22 protein-coding genes are annotated in these 19981 nt (G+C 64.3%); 14 read left to right on the forward strand and 8 right to left on the reverse strand.

Translation table 11 applies throughout. The annotated features are described in order from the left end of the window. Positions 1–18: 18 nt before the first annotated feature. From AC0L2H_RS11135 to AC0L2H_RS11145, 3 genes are all read left to right on the forward strand, one after another. Positions 19–774 (forward strand): alpha/beta fold hydrolase, encoded by a 756-nt coding sequence (locus tag AC0L2H_RS11135; protein ID WP_107651271.1) that lies wholly within the window; start codon positions 19–21, stop codon positions 772–774. A 20-nt stretch (positions 775–794) separates the two neighbouring features. Next, the gene (locus AC0L2H_RS11140) at positions 795–1100 is read left to right on the forward strand and encodes a putative quinol monooxygenase (protein ID WP_107651270.1); all 306 of its coding nucleotides are present in this window, start codon (positions 795–797) and stop codon (positions 1098–1100) included. Between the two features lie 203 nt (positions 1101–1303). Beyond that, positions 1304–1879, forward strand: a complete 576-nt coding sequence (locus tag AC0L2H_RS11145; protein WP_473590241.1) for a cupin domain-containing protein — start codon at positions 1304–1306, stop codon at positions 1877–1879. 52 nt (positions 1880–1931) lie between these two features. Here the strand turns inward: AC0L2H_RS11145 and AC0L2H_RS11150 are convergent, their stop codons facing one another. From AC0L2H_RS11150 to AC0L2H_RS11160, 3 genes are all read right to left on the reverse strand, one after another. Further along, the gene (locus tag AC0L2H_RS11150; protein ID WP_473590242.1) at positions 1932–4817 is read right to left on the reverse strand and encodes an ATP-binding protein; all 2886 of its coding nucleotides are present in this window, start codon (positions 4815–4817) and stop codon (positions 1932–1934) included. Between the two features lie 471 nt (positions 4818–5288). Further along, entirely contained in the window at positions 5289–6446 is a 1158-nt protein-coding gene (locus AC0L2H_RS11155) for a sulfite oxidase (RefSeq protein ID WP_473590375.1), read from the reverse strand. A gap of 116 nt (positions 6447–6562) precedes the next feature. Next, positions 6563–7621, reverse strand: a complete 1059-nt coding sequence (locus AC0L2H_RS11160; protein WP_473590243.1) for a class I SAM-dependent methyltransferase — start codon at positions 7619–7621, stop codon at positions 6563–6565. 131 nt (positions 7622–7752) lie between these two features. On the opposite strand from AC0L2H_RS11160, the gene AC0L2H_RS11165 reads away from it, so the two are divergent. Next, complete coding sequence (locus AC0L2H_RS11165) at positions 7753–8688, forward strand: LysR family transcriptional regulator (RefSeq protein WP_473590244.1); 936 nt, start codon at positions 7753–7755, stop codon at positions 8686–8688. A gap of 113 nt (positions 8689–8801) precedes the next feature. Here the strand turns inward: AC0L2H_RS11165 and dinB are convergent, their stop codons facing one another. Together dinB and AC0L2H_RS11175 are read right to left on the reverse strand one after the other, a co-directional pair. Next, on the reverse strand, positions 8802–10043 hold the full coding sequence (gene dinB / locus AC0L2H_RS11170) for a DNA polymerase IV (RefSeq protein ID WP_473590245.1): 1242 nt from the start codon (positions 10041–10043) through the stop codon (positions 8802–8804). A gap of 346 nt (positions 10044–10389) precedes the next feature. Beyond that, entirely contained in the window at positions 10390–12099 is a 1710-nt protein-coding gene (locus tag AC0L2H_RS11175) for an AfsR/SARP family transcriptional regulator (RefSeq protein WP_473590246.1), read from the reverse strand. A gap of 177 nt (positions 12100–12276) precedes the next feature. On the opposite strand from AC0L2H_RS11175, the gene AC0L2H_RS11180 reads away from it, so the two are divergent. From AC0L2H_RS11180 to AC0L2H_RS11190, 3 genes are all read left to right on the forward strand, one after another. Beyond that, positions 12277–12549 carry a DUF4242 domain-containing protein gene (locus AC0L2H_RS11180; protein ID WP_107651080.1) on the forward strand — a complete coding sequence of 91 codons (273 nt, stop codon included), beginning with the start codon at positions 12277–12279 and terminating at the stop codon, positions 12547–12549. Between the two features lie 146 nt (positions 12550–12695). Further along, the gene (locus AC0L2H_RS11185) at positions 12696–13196 is read left to right on the forward strand and encodes a hypothetical protein (protein WP_473590247.1); all 501 of its coding nucleotides are present in this window, start codon (positions 12696–12698) and stop codon (positions 13194–13196) included. A gap of 89 nt (positions 13197–13285) precedes the next feature. After that, the gene (locus AC0L2H_RS11190; protein WP_473590248.1) at positions 13286–13543 is read left to right on the forward strand and encodes a DUF1127 domain-containing protein; all 258 of its coding nucleotides are present in this window, start codon (positions 13286–13288) and stop codon (positions 13541–13543) included. Positions 13544–13580: 37 nt separating this feature from the next. On the opposite strand, the gene AC0L2H_RS11195 is transcribed toward AC0L2H_RS11190, so the two are convergent. Further along, positions 13581–13943 carry a hypothetical protein gene (locus tag AC0L2H_RS11195; RefSeq protein ID WP_473590249.1) on the reverse strand — a complete coding sequence of 121 codons (363 nt, stop codon included), beginning with the start codon at positions 13941–13943 and terminating at the stop codon, positions 13581–13583. A 195-nt stretch (positions 13944–14138) separates the two neighbouring features. Here AC0L2H_RS11195 and AC0L2H_RS11200 point away from each other — a divergent pair, with 195 nt between their 5' ends. Next, a complete protein-coding gene (locus tag AC0L2H_RS11200) occupies positions 14139–14441 on the forward strand; it encodes a hypothetical protein (protein ID WP_473590250.1) in 303 nt (100 codons plus the stop codon). Between the two features lie 243 nt (positions 14442–14684). Here AC0L2H_RS11200 and AC0L2H_RS11205 read toward each other — a convergent pair whose 3' ends face one another. Then, positions 14685–15380 carry an XRE family transcriptional regulator gene (locus tag AC0L2H_RS11205; RefSeq protein WP_208866443.1) on the reverse strand — a complete coding sequence of 232 codons (696 nt, stop codon included), beginning with the start codon at positions 15378–15380 and terminating at the stop codon, positions 14685–14687. A 217-nt stretch (positions 15381–15597) separates the two neighbouring features. Between AC0L2H_RS11205 and AC0L2H_RS11210 the strand changes: the two genes are divergently transcribed. From AC0L2H_RS11210 to AC0L2H_RS11230, 5 genes are all read left to right on the forward strand, one after another. After that, entirely contained in the window at positions 15598–15810 is a 213-nt protein-coding gene (locus tag AC0L2H_RS11210) for a hypothetical protein (RefSeq protein ID WP_473590251.1), read from the forward strand. Between the two features lie 113 nt (positions 15811–15923). Then, on the forward strand, positions 15924–16634 hold the full coding sequence (locus AC0L2H_RS11215; RefSeq protein WP_473590252.1) for a GcrA cell cycle regulator: 711 nt from the start codon (positions 15924–15926) through the stop codon (positions 16632–16634). Positions 16635–16657: 23 nt separating this feature from the next. After that, positions 16658–17263: a DUF6456 domain-containing protein gene (locus AC0L2H_RS11220; RefSeq protein ID WP_473590253.1), complete on the forward strand. Its 606-nt coding sequence runs from the start codon at positions 16658–16660 to the stop codon at positions 17261–17263. Positions 17264–17376: 113 nt separating this feature from the next. Beyond that, on the forward strand, positions 17377–17643 hold the full coding sequence (locus AC0L2H_RS11225) for a BrnT family toxin (RefSeq protein ID WP_107651028.1): 267 nt from the start codon (positions 17377–17379) through the stop codon (positions 17641–17643). Beyond that, positions 17627–17911 (forward strand): BrnA antitoxin family protein, encoded by a 285-nt coding sequence (locus AC0L2H_RS11230; RefSeq protein ID WP_473590254.1) that lies wholly within the window; start codon positions 17627–17629, stop codon positions 17909–17911. The genes AC0L2H_RS11225 and AC0L2H_RS11230 overlap by 17 nt, the downstream gene beginning before the upstream one ends. A gap of 75 nt (positions 17912–17986) precedes the next feature. Here AC0L2H_RS11230 and efp read toward each other — a convergent pair whose 3' ends face one another. Then, positions 17987–18553: an elongation factor P gene (gene efp, locus AC0L2H_RS11235; protein WP_473590376.1), complete on the reverse strand. Its 567-nt coding sequence runs from the start codon at positions 18551–18553 to the stop codon at positions 17987–17989. Between the two features lie 381 nt (positions 18554–18934). Between efp and epmA the strand changes: the two genes are divergently transcribed. Continuing rightward, positions 18935–19978, forward strand: a complete 1044-nt coding sequence (gene epmA, locus AC0L2H_RS11240) for an EF-P lysine aminoacylase EpmA (RefSeq protein WP_473590255.1) — start codon at positions 18935–18937, stop codon at positions 19976–19978. Positions 19979–19981: the final 3 nt, after the last annotated feature.

Genomic DNA, 19981 nt, shown 5'->3' on the forward strand with positions numbered 1-19981 from the left:
AAACTGATGGAGACGATTATGAAACGATCAATTTGGGGATTTCTCGCTGCCATGATTATCGCATCTTCAGCCGCCTCTGCTGCCACTGACAAACCCGTCTCGATCGTCCTGGTGCATGGCGCGTTCGTCGACGGCTCCGGCTGGCAAGCAGTGTTCGACATCCTGGCCGGCGACGGGTACGAGGTGCTGGTCGTGCAGAACCCGACGATCAGCCTAAGCGGCGACGTTTCAGCCACCAATCGTGTGATCGCCGCGGCAAGCAAGCCTGTCGTCCTCGTAGGCCATTCCTATGGCGGGATGGTCATCACCGAGGCAGGCGACAATCCGAAGGTGCAGAGCCTGGTCTACCTTGCCGCCTTTGCGCCCGACGCCAAGGAATCGGTGGCATCGCTCGCTGAGCAACCCGTGCCAGCAGGAGAGTCGGGAGCGCCCCTGCTGCCGCCGAAAGATGGCTACCTGCTGGTCGATCCCTCAAGATTTCCGACGGCTTTCGCAGCAGATGTTGATGCGGCGGTAACCAGCTTCATGGCCGTAGCCCAGGTTCCGTGGGGCTTGGAAGCGGTGCAGACTCCGGTCGACAAGGTGGCGTGGAAGTCCAAGCCGTCGCATTTTATGGTCACCAAAAAGGACATGATGATCCCTCCGACGTTCCAGCGGGCTTTCGCCAAGCGGTCCGGCGCCACAACCGTCGAGATCGACAGCAGCCATGCGGTGATGCTCTCGCATCCGCGCGAGGTCGCGGCTTTCATCGAGAGCGCGGCAACCGCGAAATAGTGAAACGGGAGAATTGGAACATGTCTCACGTCAAGATTATGGCGACGTTTCTGGCACGGCCTGGCAAGGCTGGACAGCTTGAAGCGCTGCTGTTCAACATGGCGCCGGACTGCAGGGCAGAGCCGGGAAACCTGCGATGGGATGTCTGGCGGGACCAGGCCAAAGCAGACCGCTATGCGCTGGACGAACTCTATGTCGACAACGCGGCGGTGGCGGCACACCGGGAGACGCCGCATTACAAGAACTACTTGTCGATTATCAACGACGTCGCCGAACGAAACGCTTTTGTCCTCGAGCCTGCCCTGGTCGCCAACAAGAATGGCTAGCACAGCCTAGGATGCGTCACCCATTGCTTTCTCGCCGAAGAGAGCGACGGCTTGCGTCTTATGCTTTTGTAGCCCGGTCGGGTGTTAGGGCTGGTAAGATCCGGTAAATTGGTCCTGCGGCATTAGGTCGGCGACGAGCGCGTCGTTGGGCTTCGTGCTGCGGCCTTGGATCCTACCGCTTCGTAATGCTCGGGGAGCTGTTTATGTCCTTTCCTCCTATCCACCGCGTCGTCACCGGACACCATGCCGATGGCAAGTCTATTGTGGCAAGCGACGGCCCGCTGCCTACCGTTGTTGACATGGCCTCTATTCCCGGGATGATCTTCCATGAGGTTTGGGAGACTCGCGGCACGCCGGCACCGGTCGACAATAGCCCAGACCCAACTATCGGTCCGCTGATGCACCAGCCGCCGGAGCACGGTACCCGTATTCGCTTCGTCGACATGCCGCCAGACGAGGAATACCTAGCGGATGGTGAGTCGCAAATGAAGGAGTTGTTCGAGGAGGTCAACGACGCCAAGGGGTTGACCACAAAATCCGATTCACCCCACCCGATGATGCATCGCAGTGAGGCGGTCGACTATGGCATCGTCATCGAAGGCGAGATGACGCTGGTGCTCGATGATTCCGAGGTGCAGCTGAAGCCCGGCAGCGTCGTGATCCAATGCGGCACCAACCACGCTTGGGCGAACCGCTCCGGAAAGCTTTGCCGTATGTTATTCATCCAGATCGACGGGAGGTACGAGCCTTCGATCGCCGCCGCGCTCGCACGAAGGTGAGCGGGCAAACTGTCAGGACGCTTGTACCAGGGTGCCTCGAGCCGGAGGACCCCTAGGCAATCTCACCGCCCCTTGGGCGTGGGAGCGAGGCGAGAAGGGCGGCGGCGACCTGAAGATCGTGCGTGTCGGCTCCTTCTGTAAACTCGCTGAATACGGGCAGCAGCACATTGCGTGCGTCCTGCAGCCTTGACGCCGCGTGCCAGAGCCGCGCGAGATCGCTGGCTGCACGCAGCCGCCATGACAGCGCACGGGTTTCACGGGCGAGTTCTATCGAGGTGAGGAGAGCCGCCTGCGCGTCTTCGATCTTGCCCTCGGCGCTGAGAATCGCGGCGTGGACCCGTAGGAGTTCGGGCGCGCACCATCGGTCGTTCTTCGCGTTGGCCCGATCGAGCGCGGCTCCGATCGTGATCCCGGCTTCGCGGAGGCTACCCTGTCTTGCCTGCAACTCGGCCAGAACGCCAAGATAGTAGGGCAACCTGGCAAGGTGTCCGGTGGCGTGGAATTCCTCGATCGCCCGCTCGACATGCTCGATCTCATCCGTTGCCGCGTCTTCCTGCGCGCATCTCAGCGCCGCGCGATAGAACATTGCAACGGGCCGGCGGACGTCGAAGCCGTGTCGGTTCGCCTGGTCGTCGAGCATTGTGACATAGCGGGCGCACTCCTCATGCTGCCCGGTCCAGTAGAACACCGGGCAGACCCAGGACAGTGCATTGCCGAGCGAGAGGTGATGCCTGGTCCTCAGCGCGTACTCGACCGTCGCGCGAGCCGTGTTCAGCGCGGTGTGGGGCGAACCAGTCAGCCACTGGGCGTGCGACAGCAGGTTCGTCACATCGACGATCCTGTCGGACAAATATCGCACATGGTGGCGCAGGCGCTGCGCGTCGTTGATGTCTCGCAGGTTGAGCGCCTGGCGCCGCTCGAAGCGTCCGCGGACGTCCTGGAGGCGGCCGACGAAGAGCTCGCCGATACCGAGCGCGACTTCCGCCTCGAGCACCGCGGAAGGGACTTCCGCCGCCGCTATCGAGGCGAATTCCTCCAGCGTGCGGACTGCTGCGTCGTTCTCGCCGTTGAACAGCTGGAACACGCCGATCAGCCTGAGGCAGCGGACGTGACAATCGATGTCGCCGATCTCGACCGCGATCTCCAGGGCTCGTCGCATGGCGTCGATCGCCGAGGGCAGGAGGCCCTTCGTGAACATCGTCGCGCCGCCGAGCCAGACCTTGAGCTGCATCTCGAAGGACGTCCCCGCGAGCCCGGCCGAGTCCAGCTCATCGACTGCCTGCGAAACGTGAATGCGACATTCTTCGGTCAACGAGAGATGGTTCCACAGCAGAAGTCCCGCGACCGTCAGCCGGACGCGAAGCTGTCGATTGGCAGTGTCCTGCCCGGCCCAGACGAGCGCGCCGCGCAAATCGTCGATTAAGCGGCCGTAGGTGGTCCCCCATTCGCCGGCCGGGCGTTGCGTCCACTCGTCCGCGCCCCTCTCGAGCACCTTAAGCACGTGTTCCGCGTGACGCTGCCGCACGGCGGGATCCTCGCCGCTCGCGCGCAGGTGCTCAAGGCTGTAGGCGCGCATGGTTTCGAGAAGCCGGTAGGCAGTGCCGTCGGCATTGAGGTCCGTCGCAAGTAGCGATTTCGCAGCAAGCTCCGCCAGCGCGTCCGTAGCATCGGCGAGAGCCATGTTCGAGATCGCCGAAGCATCATCGACGCTGAAGACGCCGGCGAAGACGGAAACTGCGCGCAAGAGCGCTGCCTCGCGTTCCGTCAGCAGGCTGTAGCTCCAGTCCAATGTCTCCATCAGCGTGCGGTGCCGTGCCGGCCCCGCGCGACGCCCCACCAGCAGGCGGAAGCGGTCGTCGAGCTGCCCTATCAGGCCGCCGACCCCGAAGGGGTTGATGCGCGCCGCGGCCAGCTCGATCGCCAGCGCGACCCCGTCGAGCCGCCGGCACAGCTCGGCTGCCGTCGGCGCGTCGGAATCGGTCAGTTCGAAGTGCTCCAAACTCTCGGTGGCTCGCTCCACGAAGAGCTGGATGGCGGGGTAGGTCAGTGCTTCCACGGCGCCCGGCTGAGCCGAGGGCGCGGGAGTGCCTAGCCCCGGCAGTCGGCGCACGCGCTCTCCCTTGACGCGAAGTGGCTCTCTGCTGGTGACGACGATCTTAACGCCTGCCGCGCCCGCCAGGATTAGGTCCGCGCACTGGGCAGCCGCCTCGATGATGTGCTCACAACTGTCGAGCACGATCAGCATTTCGCGGTCGCGCAGATGCTCGCGCAACGTGGCGAGTGCGTCCGCGGAGTGCATGGCCAAGCCTATCGCTGTCGCTATTGCGTTGGCGGCAAGCGTCGGGTCTCTAAGTAGCGCAAGATCGACAAGCCAGACGCCATCCTTGAATGACCCGAGCGCGTGTTCGGCGGCAGCGAGTGCTACAGTCGTCTTGCCAATGCCGCCGGCGCCGACAATCGAAACAAGCCGCGATTTATCTAGATCCTGCCGAATAGTGTCGATCGCCTCTCTTCGACCGAAGATTCTCGTTGACGCGATCGGCAAATTGTTGCTGCGAGGCGTTGACCAGGAGGCCGACTGATAGACGAACGCCGCCCTGGGTTGAACGAGTGCAATGAACCGATAACCTCGCCCTGTGACCGTCGCAATGTACTCTGCTGCGCCTGGCCCGTCGCCGAGAACTCGTCTTAAGGCGGCTATGTTGACCTTCAGATTACTGTCATCGACGTTGATGCTCGGCCAAGCGCGCACCATCAATTCGCGCTTGCTGAGCACTTCGCCGGGACGCTCGACGAGTGCTGTCAGGATATCAAGCGCGCGGCCGCCAATCCGAACCGGGACTTCGCCCTGCAGGAGCAACTGGCGATTTGGTACAAGCGTGAAAGGACCGAACGAGAAAGACGTTGGAGCCCGTTCGGCTAAGCTGTCGTCAGTCACATTCTTCCCCTCGGGACTCCTGTCCTCCCCTTGGAACTCCTTCGCGGCTACCATCTGTAGTATCGCGCAGTTGCCAGCCTACGGAAAGAGGAAGGAGTTCCGCCCCTGGAACTTCCGATACGCGGGGTGCGCGCATTGCTGAAGGGTTGAGGAAGGCTCTGGACCCCGCCAGATGATACTCCTCTCAGTCAGGTCGTCCTGCGCCATCAATCGTCAGAAGGTGCCAAACCCAGATACACGGCACGATACATCAGCTTTGGGCCAAACTCCCCCCAGAAGCCGACAGTCCGCTTACGGCCCCAATCGAGACGTTGAGAGCTTTGCAGCAAAGCGTCCGCTTCGGGCGCAAAGTCGCCCGCGGCGGTGTGCCCGCCGCAGCCCCTTGATCGAGCTTGCGAAGGGGCGCCAGCCCTCTCCGCAAGCTTTCGGATCAGGCAGATCCGAACGCAATTGCCACATGGCAGCAAGTTATTAGTCGACACGCACGCGGCGCGTCACCTGGCCATTGCTTTCCCAGTATGTGTGTTTCTTGGCAATCAAGGGATCGTCCATTGCCGGTTGAATTTGTCCCGTGGTGCTGACCGCGCGCGAGGTCACCGTGTGTTCTCCAGGCGAGGGATTTGCCCAATCCAGGGACCAAATCTTCCAGGCGTGTTCGGCCTCCTCACTGTGGTCGATGGCCGCTGGTGCCCAAGGCGCTTGATCGATTTGCACTTCGACCCGGTCGATCGGCGCCCCCCAGGCTGCTCCAATGATGGAGTAATCCGAGTCTTTCCGGGTGACCTTCGCAGGCGCGGACTTTATCAGCGCTCGCCCGACTGAAGTCTCGGTCCACACGGTCTGGCCATTGTGGTCTTCCTCCCGGATGGTGACATAATCACGGGCCATCAGCAGGCTCATGAACCGCGTATCGCGAACCTCGATGCGCTTCAGCCACTTGACGTTGGCGATCCCGTACCAGCCTGGAGCAATGAGCCGCAGCGGGAAACCATTGGGGGCCGGCAAGGCGGCTCCGTTCATTTCATAGCAGAGGAGATTGGCGGGGTTCATAGCGTCGGCGAGCGACATGCTGCGAGCGAAGTTCTGCTTCATCTTGACGTCGCGTATCGGGATCTCGCTTTCGTCAGTTCCGAAAAAGACGACCTCGATGCCCTTCTCCAGCACGCCGGCTTCCTCGAGGATCGGGGCGAGCGGCGTCCCTGCCCAGCGAGCATTGCCGATGCCGCCGGTGAAAAAGGGAAAACCGTGGTTGCCCGAGCATTCCACCGTGAAAGCGACCTCCTGCCGCGGTCGTGCCTTGATGTCGGCGAGTGTCAACTTCAGGGGCTTCTTGACCAGGCCTCCGATCTCCATCGACCATGTCTTCTCGTCGATCGTTGGTCGATTGAAATGCGAGATGCTGAAAAACTTGTCGTTTGGAGTTATCCAGCTATCCAGATCCTCCCACACAAGCTGGGTCTTGATACCTTCCGGATTGGGATTTTCGGTCGGCTGATCCAGCCACGGAACGACTTCCTCGCCTGCCTGCTCCGGGAAAGCGTAAGCCCGACGCGAGGTGTAGAGAGCAGCAACAGCGGCAAGTGCCGCGCTTCCTTGAACAAGAATTTCTCTGCGTTGAAAACTATGCATGTTTACCTCCCGGTTGATCCGGAACAGGCTGCAACGCGCGTTAGGCCGTAGCCTGATCACGGATAGGCGATGCTATGGAAGTTCTGCCAAGTGATTCCACTTGGCCGCAAAATGCACTAGGGGCGGGCCTCCAGCACCATGTTGAACGGCGTCTCCGCGGCGCGACGGAATCGCTTGAAGCCGCCGCTGGTCACCACCTTGCGCAGCCTCGCCTCGCCGGCCTGGGCGCCGAGCCCGAGCCCGACTTCCTGCGACAGGGACGCGGGCGTGCACACGAACGTGGAGGCGGCATAGTAGACGCGTCCGACGGGATTGAGGTTCGCCGCCAGATGATCATGCGCGAACGGCTCGACGATCATCCACGTGCCATCCGGTTTGAGCGATTCGTGGACATGGGCGGCGGCGCCCGCTGGGTCACCCATGTCGTGAAGGCAATCGAAGAAAGCGACGAGGTCATAGGTGCCGGGATAGGTCTTGGCGGTTGCGACCTCGAAGCGCGTGTTGGCGCCGACGCCGGCTTCCTCGGCGGCCTTGCGGGCGCGCTCGATCGAAGGGGCGTGATAGTCGAAGCCGACGAAGCGCGAATTGGGGAAAGCACGTGCCATGAGCACAGTCGATGCGCCATGACCGCATCCGACATCCGCCACATCCGCGCCGCGTTCGAGCTTCTCGACAACGCCCTCCAGAGCCGGCAGCCAGGAGTCGATCAGATTGGCATTATAGCCTGGACGGAAGAACCGTTCCGTGCCGCGAAACAGACACGCGCTATGATCGTGCCATGCGACGCCCTTGCCGGACTGGAATGCCTGCCTGACCTTTTCTTCATCGAGCCACAGCGAGGATAGGACCTCGAATGCGCCAGCCATGAAGGCCGGGCTATCTTCATCGGCAAACACCAGTTCCTGCTCGTCGTTGAGATAGAACGCGTCCTTGGCTTCATCGTACTCGACGTAGCCCGCAGCCGCCTGCCCGGAAAGCCATTCCCTCACCAGGCGTTCCTGGGTGCCGGTGCGCGTCGAAAGTTCGGCGGCCGTCATCTTGCCGCCTTCGCGCAGCGCCTTGAACAGGCCGAGCCTGTCTCCCAGCAACACCCCCGCGCCCGTAGCGATCGCACCGAGATCACCGACCATTTTCCCCAAGAATGCGTCCAACTTTTCCTGACTGGCTTCAGACATCGCAATCTCCCTTTGGGCTGGATCTCCTCAACCGCGTTCGGTGACGCCGATCCCAATTCAGATCGGCTCCGGCAGCGGCCAAGCTGCCATAAAGGCTGCTGAAGTTTACTTGGGCGTGAGGGAGGCGGATAATGCCGAATTATCATCGCGGCGATGCAGACGGGACATCGGCGGAGATTATTATGGAGATGCATGAAATCCGCTATTTTCTGGCGGCCAGCGAGACCCTCAACTTTCATCGCGCGGCGGACCTCGTTCACGTCGGCCAGCCTGCGCTGACGCGGGCCATACAGAAGCTGGAGGCGGAACTTGGCGGCTATCTTTTCCATCGCGAGAAGACCCGAGTCCGGCTCACCGATTTCGGCTGTCTGATGCGGACCCATCTTGACGAAGTACTGCAGCGTTCGGAGACTGCGAAGAGGACGGCCAGGAGCTTCCTCTCGCTGGAAACCGCGTCGCTGACGCTCGGTGTGATGTGCACCATAGGCCCGCTGCGCTTCATCGGTTTCCTCAATGCCTTTCGAGAGCGCTATCCAGGCATAGAAGTGACCGTGATCGAGGGCGCGGCAAGCCATCTCACCGACCTTCTGACCGAGGGCAAGCTTGACGTCGCCCTGCTGGCAAGACCCGAACCATTCGACCATGGCCTGAAGGCGGATCCTGTTTACCGGGAGCGCTTCGGTATCGCCTTCTCGACCGGTCATCCTTTCGAGATGCGCAATACGCTTCATCTTGCCGACGTTCGCGGCGAAGCCTATCTCGAGCGCATCAATTGCGAATATGGCGATCACATAGACGGGCTCTGCCGGAACATCGGCTTCGATATCCGCAGCGCCTTTCGCAGCGAGCGCGAGGATTGGATTCTGGCGATGATCGCCGCGGGCATGGGCGTCTGCTTCATCGCGGAATACTCGGCCAGCCATCCCGGGGTCTGTCACAGGCCCGTCGTCGACCCTGAAATCATACGCGAGGTGTCGCTCGTTTCAGTGACCGACCGCTTGCCTTCACCTGTTGTCTCGGCTTTTGCCGAAGCGGTGAGGGAGCACGACTGGCAAATGGCCCAATAGGAGCTCCGGTCAAAGCGCATCCGCGTGGCCGGGAGCGCGGGGCGGACCATTCACAGGCGGATGCGGTTCGTCAACCGGGCGCGGATGGCGAAACAGCGATCACCCGCGCCGGTTCAGAGCTCCTTTTCCGCCAGTTCGCGAAACGCGTCGGGAACCGACCGCCGCGGCCCGAGCGCCACCGAGGCATAACCGACCGCTTCCCAGCCGAAACGGTCGCGGATCTTGTCGATGGCGCGGTCGGCGGTCCAGCGTGCGGCACCCTTGTGCGTGCCGGGGCGGCGCCGGTCGTCGTCGAGGCCGAGCGGCAGTTCCAGTTGCAGGCCCGCCTGCTGCTCCAGATGCGAGACGGCGATCGCCAGCAGCGAGATGGTCTTTTCGTGCGGATGATCGACAAGCACCTTGCGCACCAGCGCCTCGGCGATCTCGGCCAGCATGGCGGTTGCCGAAATCGGCTGGTCGAGAGTGATCGAGCGCGTCACCGAGCGCAAATCGGCGAAGCGGACGCGCACCGTCACCGTGCGGCCGGGCCGCGATTTCGCCCGCAGCCGCGTGGCGACCCGGTCGGCCAGATGCAGCAGCGCCGGCACGAAGACATTTTCGGCGGCGGGCTTCCTGCCGAGCGCCGACTGCGCGCCGGCCGAGCGCGCACGGCGCTGCGTCTCGAGCTTGCGCGGATCGCGGTTCCACGCCAGCGCGTTGAGCTTTTCGCCAGCCGCTGGCCCGAGCAGGCGCTCCAGCGACCATCCCGGCGTCTTCGCCAGCTCGCCGATGGTGTTGACGCCGATGCCGGCCAGCCGCTGCCTGGTGACCGGGCCGACGCCCCACATCAGCTCGACCGGCAAATCGTGCAGGAACTCCAGCTCATGGCGCGGATCGACCACCACCAGCCCGTCGGGCTTGGCCACTTGCGAGGCGATCTTGGCCAGATGCTTGGTGCGCGCCACGCCGACCGAGATCGGCAGGCCGAGTTCTTCGCGCACGCGGCGGCGGATGGAAGCGGCGATCTCGGCCGGCGGACCGAACAGATGGGTGCAGCCGGCGACATCGGCGAAGGCCTCGTCGATGGAAATACGCTCGACCACCGGCGTGAAATCGCCAAGCACTTGAATAGCCGCGTCGCCCAGCCGCTGGTAGTCCCAGAAGTTGCCGCCGACGAAGATCAGCCCGGGGCAGAGTTCGCGCGCCCGCCGCCCCGGCATGCCGCCGCGCACGCCGAAAGCCCTGGCCTCATAGGAGGCGGCCAGCACGACGCCGCTACCGACGGCGATCGGCTTGCCGCGAAGCGACGGGTCAAGCAATTGCTCGACCGAGGCATAGAAGGCGTCGAGATCCGCGTGGAGGATGTTGGCTTCCATCCGAGCCGTTCGCCCGCGGCGATTGGAACGCCGCATTGTCTTGAGGGTGGCTGACCGGAACATACAGAGAACATTGCAGGCGGATTGTCAAGGAGCGCCATGGATGAGCCAAGCACCCCCCTCTGTCCTGCCGGACATCTCCCCCGCAAGGGGGGAGATCGGATGTCATCTCGGCTTTCGCCAACTATCAACGCGGGAAGGCAGGCGGGACGTCGAGACTGCCAATCTCCCCCTTTGCGGGGGAGATGTCCGGCAGGACAGAGGGGGTGCCTCGCGCGACCGTTGCGTCAAGTCATTGTTCAGCGTGGACTCCTGCAGTCGCTGTCGCGGGAAACAGAACGATAGCCTACCGCCGTCCGCCAATAAACGCCGCCGCGCGCGCGACATGCGTGTCGCGGTGCGTGCGGGCGGCCAGCGCCAGCCATTCACGGCCGATGGCGTCGGCGACCTCCGGTCGGCCCTGGCGCAAGGTGATTTCGACCTGGCTGGCCAGGATCTCGACCTGGAGCGCGGAATAAGCGTCGGTGTCGCGACCGCAGCGGCGGTGTGCCTCGCCAAGCCACTCCATCGCTTCGGGCAGTGCCCCGTGGGCGGCATAGGTCAGTGCCAGCGCACGCGCCACCGCGCCTTCCCAGCAGGGATCGTTCATCTGGCAGCTCAGCGCAAAGGCTTCTTCCAACCCTGGCCGCAGCTCCCTCGGGTTCGCCTGCTGGCGGGTTCGGGATTCGCTCAGCACCGCGACCGGCCACGGCCGGAAGGAAATCCAGCGCTGTTCCTCGACCAGCGCCAGGCAATCGCCAAGCCAGCTATCGGCTTCCGGCAGCCGGTCCGCCGCAAGCAGGCCCCAGCCGCCCAGCCCCAACGACCAGATCTCGCGGCGGCGGTTGCCGGCGGAGCGGGCGTGCTCCAGCGACAGGGCGTAGTTGTCCAGCCCTTCTTCGATGCGGCCCCAGTCGATGAGGTTGAAGCCGATGACGCCGTGGATGCCGGCGAGCGCATCGCTATCCTCGGCCAATTCGACGGCCTGCGCCAGATAGGTGGCGGCGGTCGGGCGGCGGCCGGCCAGCGCCTCGACATAGCCAAGTTCGCGAAAGCCCGCCGAGGCGACGTCGGCGCTGCCCGACCGACGGGCCAGCTCGGTGCTCTGGCGAAGCAGGATCGAGCCCTCGTCGTCATAGCCCCTGACCGAATGGACCAGCGCGGTGCCGAGCTCGAAGGTGGCGGCGGCCGTGAGATGCGGGTCATTGGTCTTCTCGGCGTCGCGGACCGCGCGGCGCAGGCAATCGATGCCGGCATCCGCGGCACCGGCCGAGAGCGCGGCAAGGCCGGATTGCATCAGCGACCTGACGAAGGCTTCCGGCGAAATGCCGCCGGGCGGCGAGGCAATGGTGCGGCGAGCCGCGCTGCGCAGTGCCGCCGACGGCTTTTCGCCGAGCTCGGCCAGGAACACGGCTTCCGCCGCCTCGACCTGGCCGAGTGCGGCGTCATAGCGCCCGGCCAGCGCCAGGCTTTTGACCAGCAGGATATGGGCGCCTTCGTCATACGGGCTGCGCCGCACACCAAGCTCGGCCAGCCGCGTGGCGCGGCCATGGTCGTCGATGGACATTGCCCGGATGGTCTCTTGCCTGATCCGCGCTTCGACGATGCCGGCAATGCGTTCGCGCTCGACCAGCAGCCAGGTCGAAAATTCCGGGCTGCAGCGGGGCTCCATGCCGCCCAGCAGCGGGCCGGCCTGCTCGACATCGAAATCATCGCGGTCGAGGTTCCAGACATCGACCTCGATGTCGGCGGCAAAGCGGCACTCGACCGGATCGCCGTTCAGGCATTCCGACGCGTTGAGCGCCTTGCGCAGCGAAGCCAGGCACCAGCGCAGGGAGCCGAGCGGATCGACGGTTTCGGGAAACAGCTCCGCCGCCAGGCTGCGCCGGTCAAGCGGCGCGCGCGCCAGCGCCAGGCGGGCAAGTAGCGCCCAGGCCTGATGGCCGCGCACCGGCTGGCTTTGCCCGGCGGCATCGAGGATCGCCGGTTCGCCAAGGAGTTTGATTTTCCCGCCCACGCTTTTCCACCATCCGACAGCGACCGCCACAGCCTTGCGCGGCGACCGTGGGACGAAGCGTGTGACCGGTCGCGCACGTTTTTTGGTGTCGCGGCGCAGCGGGTCCAACGGCGCCCGGTTTCAAGGCCCCCGTGGACCCAACAAGTCAACGCAACAACGTAACAATGGAGACCGACAATGCCAACGTTCATCATCGAACGCGAGATTCCAGGCGCCGACAAGCTCAGCCCAGCCGAGCTGAAGGAGATTTCAGCGAAGTCCAACGCGGTCGTGGCCGGGCTCGGCGCGCCCTACAAATGGGTGACCTCCTATGTCGCCGGCGACAAGATCTACTGCGTCCATGAGGCCGACAGCGCCGCTGTCGTCGAGCGGCATGCCCGCGAGGGCGGCTTCCCTGCCAACAAGGTGACCGAGATCGCGGCGTTCATCGGACCCGCGACAGCCAGTTGAGGCGCGCCAAACCTTGATCGGAAAGATCACGCCCAAACAATGAGATAGGGCCTGATCCCTGCAAATTGAATCGGGCAGATCAATCGAGACGCGCGGCAAACGCGGCGCACGCGCCCGTTTCCGCCACACCAACGAATGGAAAGAAAATGACCATCACGCTTTGGACGCGGCGCCTTGCCGCTTCATCCCTGCTTTCGATCGCGGCCACCGCCACCCAGGCCCACGGCGCCAGCCAGCTGGCCGACAAGGTGCGGGCGGCCAACAGCCGCTTCGAGACCGTGTCGGCGGCGACCGCCGAAGGTTACGCGCCGATCCCCTGCGCCAGCGGCCTGGCCGGCGGCGCCATGGGCATCCACTATGTCAATGCAACCTATCTTAGGGATGACGCGATCGATGTCGGCAAGCCGGAAGCGGTGATGTACGAGCCGATGGCCGACGGCACGCTCAAGCTGGTGGCGGTCGAATATATCATCTCGAAGGGCCCGGCCTCGCTCGAAGGGCAGCTGTTCAACTTCAACAGCGCGCCCAACCGCTACGGTCTCGGCCCGTTCTACGAGCTGCATGTCTGGGCCTGGAAACACAACCCGACCGGCACGTTCGCCGACATGAACCCGAACGTGTCCTGCGAGGCGATGAAGGGGATGTAGCCGGCCGTCTCACATCCGCGAGGAAGATCGCACCAGCACCCGGCCTCTCTACGAGGGAGGCCGGCAGTGGCCGATAAGAGGTTTGGACCATGACTTTGATCAAGACGGGGACCATGATCAAGACGAGCGGCGATCACGCCTTCGCGGAAAGGCGCATCGCTTCGCCCTTCCTGCGTCTTGCGTTCGCCATGCTGGCGCGAATGGCGCGCGGCTGGCGGGCGCGCCGCGACCGCCGCCATCTCGAGGCGATGCCCGATTTCATGCTCAGGGATATCGGCATCAGCCGATCCGACATCGACTATGTCGCGGCCCATGGCGACACGCGCCCCACGGCGCCCGACTTCTAGAACCAACTTTGGTTCGGGGAGGGGCTTCCGCCTCGGCTTACGCGGCTTCCCTTGCCCAGAGGCGGTGGCCGTAGCGGCGGAAGAAGCGCGCCAGCAGACGCTGCTGCTTGGCGCGGGCGAGATCCTGCATACGCCGCTCCTTTCGCCAGCGCGGCATGTTGCGGTAACAGGCGATGAAGCGGGCGGCGTCCTCGATCGCCTCCTGCGCCGACAGCGCCGGACCGATCGCCGCCAGGAACAGCGCTTCGCTCTGCTTCAGCCGGTCGACCACCGCCTTGCGCTGGTCATGGCCCTGCCGGGCCCTGGCTATGCCGTCGAGGCGGATGGCCGCCAACGCGGCCAGCATGGCCGGGCTGTCGCCGGTGTAGCCGCAGTCATGGGCGAATTGGGTGTCGTCCATAGTCACGTCCTCATGCCGACGGCCGGGCCTGCCGCCCATCGGTGTCGGTGGTGACGGTGGCTTTCACGAATATAAGCATAACTCAAAAACCTGCACAAGCGAAACTTTTATACTGACTTGAGCGGAACCGACTCGACTCCCGGGGAAAAACCAATAATGTTGTGAACAAAACAGGAACACTGAGGCGAAGTGACGATGACATTGCCGGGCAAGGAGGCGACGATCGCCGATGTCGTTTCGATTGCGGTCGAATGCATCGACTGCGGTCGCAACAGATGGTGGAAGCCGGCCGAACTCAGGCGTCACGGGGTGAGCGGACAGACGCCGCTGGCGGCGCTTTCGGAGCGCCTTTGCTGCTCGGCCTGCCGCGCCGACGGCCTGCCGGGCAGGGCGGTGTCGATCCAGGCGGCATTCATCGAAGAGCATGAGCGGCGGCGCAGGGAAGCGAAGAGGCGTAACGAGCGCGAGGTGCCGCTGGAGCGATCCAGGCGGGCTTGATGGACGGATCTGCAATCTCCCGCAAGGGTGGGGCTATCGCGTATGGCGCTCCCCCTCATCCGGCCGCTTCGCGTCCACCTTCTCCCCGCTGGGGAGAAGAGGCTGGCGTCAGCGCCGGCGACCTCCTCTCCCCTCGGGGAGAGGTCGGATTGCCCCGAATTGCCCTTCGCAATTCGGTTGGCAATCCGGGTGAGGGGGGGCTATGCGATTTCCTTGCCCGCAGGGGGGCGATGGCATCGCCGTTCAATACCCCAGCAGTTCCTTGAGCGGGATGACGCGGAAGACGCTTTTGATCGCGTAGCGGTTGAAGGTCAGCGTCTTGGGCGGATTGTATTGCTCGACGACCAGCTCGCCGGCGGTGCGCTTGACCAGCTTCTTGACGAAGGCCTTGCCGTTGCGCTCGCCCTCTTCGGGCAGCGTCTCGATCACCACATGGTCGCCGGGCACGGCGTCGCGGCCGCCGCAATAGATCATGTCGCCGGGCTCGTAGCGCGGCACCATCGAATCGCTGAGCACATGCAGCGCAAACACATTTTGCAGATGCTTTATGCCCGGCGGGCGCTGGACATAGCCGGCCGTCTCGCCGTTGAAGGTGAAGTCGCCGTCGTCGCCGCCAACGGCGGCGCCGAAAATCTTGATGTCCATCGGGCCGGCGGGCAAGGGGGCGGGATCGGTGACGATCTCGGCGTCGGCGACATTGTCGGCGTCGTCGAGGAAGACGACCTCGCCCTTGCCCAGCGCCACCGGGTCGACGCGCAGGAAGGCGGCGGTCTTCAGCAGGTTCTCGGTCTTGGGCAGGTTGCGGCCGGTTTCCCAATTGCCGACGGCGGCGACATCGGTGTCGTTGTGCTCGGCAATGTGGCGCATCACCAGGCCGCGCTGCTTGCGCGCCTTGCGGATCGCCGCCCCGACCTTGATCGACAATGGGGTTTTCGTCATTGCGCCATCTGAAGCATAAGAATCGGTTTCGTCCATGCAAGAATGACTTGCATAATTTTTTGAGTTATGCTTATATATGGCGATGCACAAGCCACATCGCCCCTTTTCATTTTCGTATCCGTCCCGGCTGTCCTCCTCCCCGGCCGGGACGAAGCCCGAGGCTGACGCCTCGGATCCGGCGCCGTCTCCCCCGGCGACCGGAACGGCCGGAGGCCTCGTGCCTCCGGCCACGCATTTCGGCGACGGGCGGGCCGGCTCGCCGATCCGCGGTGCGGCAAGCACATCGTGCATCCGCACCGAGGACGGCACGGTCATTGCCCTGGACCGGCGGACGGGCAGGGCGGTGTCCGGTGCCAGCCGCGATGCGGCCGAGGCGAAGCTTGGCCGCATCGCCGGCCAAGCCAGCACCGCGCCGCCAGCCGAACGATGACCGGCCTCTGAACCTGCTACGCGCCTAACGGCGCTCGGACCGAACCCCTGAAACAGGCCTTCCCGGGCGTCTTTCGGCGCGGCCGAAGGCTGCGCAATCAACGGATCAAGACAATGGCCGGTTACACCGATACCGAACTGGAAGCGATCGCCCGCTGGCTGAAGGACGGGCTGTCGGCCTCGAAGATCTCCGACCGGCTGAGCGCGCAGCGCGGCAGCGCGGTCTCGCGCAACGCCGTCATCGGCATCGTCCATCGCGACGCCTCGCTAAGCGCCATCGGCTTTGCCAATCCCGGCGGCGGCAGGTCCGGCGGGCGGCCGAGAAAATACGCGGCAAAGCCGGGCCAGTCGGTAAAGCTAGCCAGATCCGGGGGGCGGGCAAAGCTGCCGGGGCAAGCGGAACTGCCGGGGCAAGCGGAACTGCCTGAACAGTGCGGGCTTACAGCGGTCAGGCCGTTGAAGCCGGCAAGCCACGTCAAGTCGGTTCGGCTGGCGCCGCCGGTTTGGTTGCCGCAGCGCTGCGGGCGGGACGACCCGGCGCAGAAGAGCGGGGCCGTCAAGCCGGCGACGCCGCGCCGCGCCGGGCCCCAGCCGCATGTCGCGGCCATGCGTTTCATCGACTGCCTGTTCAACCGCTGCCGCGCGCCGCTCGACCTGACGCTGGAGGAAGACCCCGAAAACGACGCACCCGGCGCCCGGCCGGGAACCGAGATGCTGTGCTGCGGCCTGCGCACGCGGGCGCTGAAGAGCTACTGCGCCCACCACGCGGCGCGCTTTTATGACCATCGCCGCACGCTGTTGGCGGATGCTGCCGCCAAGGCCTGAACCAAACCCAGGAGGACAAACCCATGAGCAAGAAGACCGCCCAGAAGGCCAAGGCCAAGCCACCGAAACTGCCCAGGGACGAGGCCGAACAGGTGCGCATCCGCAAGGAGGTAGGCCATGATTTCGCGCTGAAGGACGACAGGTTCGGCCGCAAGCGGCTGGCGGCGGGTACGGCCGAGGCACGGCGCGTCTACGAGGTCTCCAATGACGGCTATACCTCGACCGGCGGCATCGTGCGGGTGCGCACTATCGACCCGCTCACCGGCATCACCTCGCTGACGCATCAGCAGCGCGAGGCGGGCCTGCGCTACCGCGAGGATTTCCGCATCTCGCAACAGGATGGCGTCAAGGCGACCACCTGGACCGAGCGCGTCGATGGCGGCCGCATCAGTGGGGGCGTCGCCGACCGCATCCTCTCAGCCGGCCGCGCCCACGCCAACGCCACCAAAGCGCTGGCGCACTGGGAGGTGGCGGGCGTGGTGCAAAAAGTGTGCTGCATGGGTGAGTCAGTGAAAAGCGTGGCTGAGCAGACCGGCGAGGGCAGGGATGTGGTGACGAAGCTGCTGAAGGTGGGGCTGGATTTGCTGGCGGTGCATTATGGGATGATGCTGGGAAGAAGGGTGGGGTAGGAAGGACGAAGGGCGATCGTCCCCATTAACAGGCTCATCTATTTTTTGTATCCACAATAATTGTTGACGTTTCTGAATTTTTGTGTACACAATAATTGTTGAGGGGCTAGGGAATGACGTTCGAATGGGACGGCGAAAAGGCTAGGGCGAACTGGGCCAAGCATGGCGTATCGTTCGACCTGGCCGAAAAATTCGAGTTTGCCACGGCGCTCGAATATGAGGATCGGGACGCCATCGGTGAAGTGCGCTTCGTCGCTGTCGGCCTGATCGGCGACCGGGTCTACACCATGGCTTATACTGAACGCGGCGAGGCCGTCCGTGTCATTTCGCTACGCTATGCAACCAGACAGGAGATCAGAAGATATGTCGAAAATCTCTGACAGGGCGGACGCCCGCCGCCGCGCCTTGGCGGCGCTGGAAGCGATCACCGACGAGGAGGATGCGGCGATCGCCGCCGCCGCCAAAGCCGATCCCGACGCGCAGCCTTTGACTGATGCCTTGCCTAGGCGCGGCCGCCCGAAAAGCCCTCGACCGAAGCTGCATGTGCCGTTGCGTCTCGATGCCGACATTGTCGAGCGCTTCAAAGCTGCCGGGCCTGGTTGGCAGTCGCGCATGAATGAAGCGCTGCGCAAGGCCGCAGGGCTATAGCCACTTCCTTGAAGGGCCGCGCCGCAGTGGCTGAGGTCGGCAAGAGTAATATCGAATGGTGCGCTACGCGCTCCGTCAATCCTTCGCCCGCTCCACATAAGACCCATCCGCCGTCATCACCACAACCCGAGTGCCGGCTGAGATGTGCGGCGGCACTGCGGTGCGGACGCCGTTGGAGAGCAGCGCCGGCTTGTAGGACGAAGATGCCGTCTGGCCCTTGGTCACCGGCTCGGTCTCGACCACTTCGAAAGTGGCGCGCTGCGGCAGCACCAGCGAGATCGCAATGCCGTTGTGCTGCGAGACCTGCACGGCCATGCCTTCCAGCAGATAGGGCGCCATGTCGCCGACCACGCTTTCGGGCACCGCCACCTGGTCGTAGGTTTCCGGGTTCATGAAATGGAAGCCTTCGGCGTCATGATAGAGGAAGGTGTGCTCGCGCTCCTCGACATAGGCGCGCTCGACCTGTTCGGTGGTGCGGTAGCGCTCCGAAACCTTCACCCCGTCGGCGATGCGGCGCATGTCGAGCTGGGTCACCGGCGTGCCCTTGCCAGGGTGGATGTTTTCGGCAAAGAGGATCACATAAAGCTTGCCGTCCTTATCGACGACGTTGCCTTTGCGTAGGGAACTGGCGATGACCTTCACCACGATTTTCAATCCTGCACTGGTTGGTTGGCCTTGCCGGCCTGAAACGGTTGATCGGCGCAAATCGGCCGCGCGAGCCGTCGCCCTAGCGCATCTTGGCTTGAACCGCCAGCCTTCTGTGCAATTCCGTCAGGGCAGTCGCTTCAGACCAATTGCCGACCGTGACGCTGCCCCTCATCCGCCTGCCGGCACCTTCTCCCCGTATAGCGACGGGGAGAAGGGGGCTGACCGCAACCTTGGCGACCTTTCTGCAACGCTAGAGATTGGCGAAATCCTCTGCGAGAGCGTCCTTCTCCCCGTCACTATACGGGGAGAAGTGCCCGGCAGGGCGATGAGGGGCAGCGCAAGCCTGAAGCGATTCCTCTGGCAAATCGGCTGCGCATGACCGGCGCCTCGCCCTGGTGGACGCCGCACGTCCATGCCGACCGCCGGCTGCGGCTGATGCTGCGCAACCGGATCGCCGCCGCCTTTCGCGACTGGTTCGGCCGGCGCGATTTCGTCGAGGTGGAGGCGGCGGCCCTGCAGGTCTCGCCCGGCAATGAGGCGCATCTGTCGGCCTTCGCCACCGAGGCGATCGGGCCGGATGGCGCCCGCCGGCCGCTCTATCTCCACACCTCGCCGGAATTCGCCTGCAAAAAGCTGCTCGCCGCCGGCGAAAAGCGCCTGTTCAGCCTCGGCGCCGTCTACCGCAACCGCGAGCGCGGGCCTCTGCACCATCCGTCCTTCACCATGCTCGAATGGTACCGGGCCGATGAGACCTATGAGAGCCTGATGCAGGATTGCGCCGGGCTGGTCGCTCTTGCCGCGGAGCAGGCGGGCGCCCGGCGTTTTGCCTTTCGCGGCCGCGAGGCCGATCCGTTCGCCGAGCCGGAACGGTTGAGCGTCACCGAGGCTTTTTCGCGCCATGCCGGCATCGACCTGCTCGCCACGGTGGGGGCGGACGGCGGCACCGATCGCGAGGCGCTGCATGCGGCGCTGGTCGAGGCGGGCTTGCGCACCGCGCCCGACGACAATTGGGCGGATCTGTTCAGCCGCGTGATGGTGGAGAAGATCGAGCCGATGCTGGGGCAGGGGCGGGCCACCATCCTTTACGGCTACCCGATCTGCGAGGCAGCCCTTGCCCGGCCGAGCGCGGAGGATGCGCGGGTGGCCGAGCGCTTCGAGCTCTATTGCTGCGGGGTGGAACTCGCCAACGCCTTCGGCGAACTGACCGACGCCGCCGAGCAGCGCCGGCGTTTCCAGATCGAGATGGACGAGAAGCAACGCAACTATGGCGAGCGCTATCCGCTCGACGAGGATTTCCTCGCCGCCTTGGCCATCATGCCGCAGGCCAGCGGTTCGGCGCTTGGCTTCGACCGCTTGGTGATGCTGGCGACGGGGGCGGGCAAGGTGGAGGATGTTATGTGGACGCCGGTGGCGGAGTGAAAA

The sequence above is a fragment of the Mesorhizobium sp. WSM4871 genome, assembly GCF_055811295.1.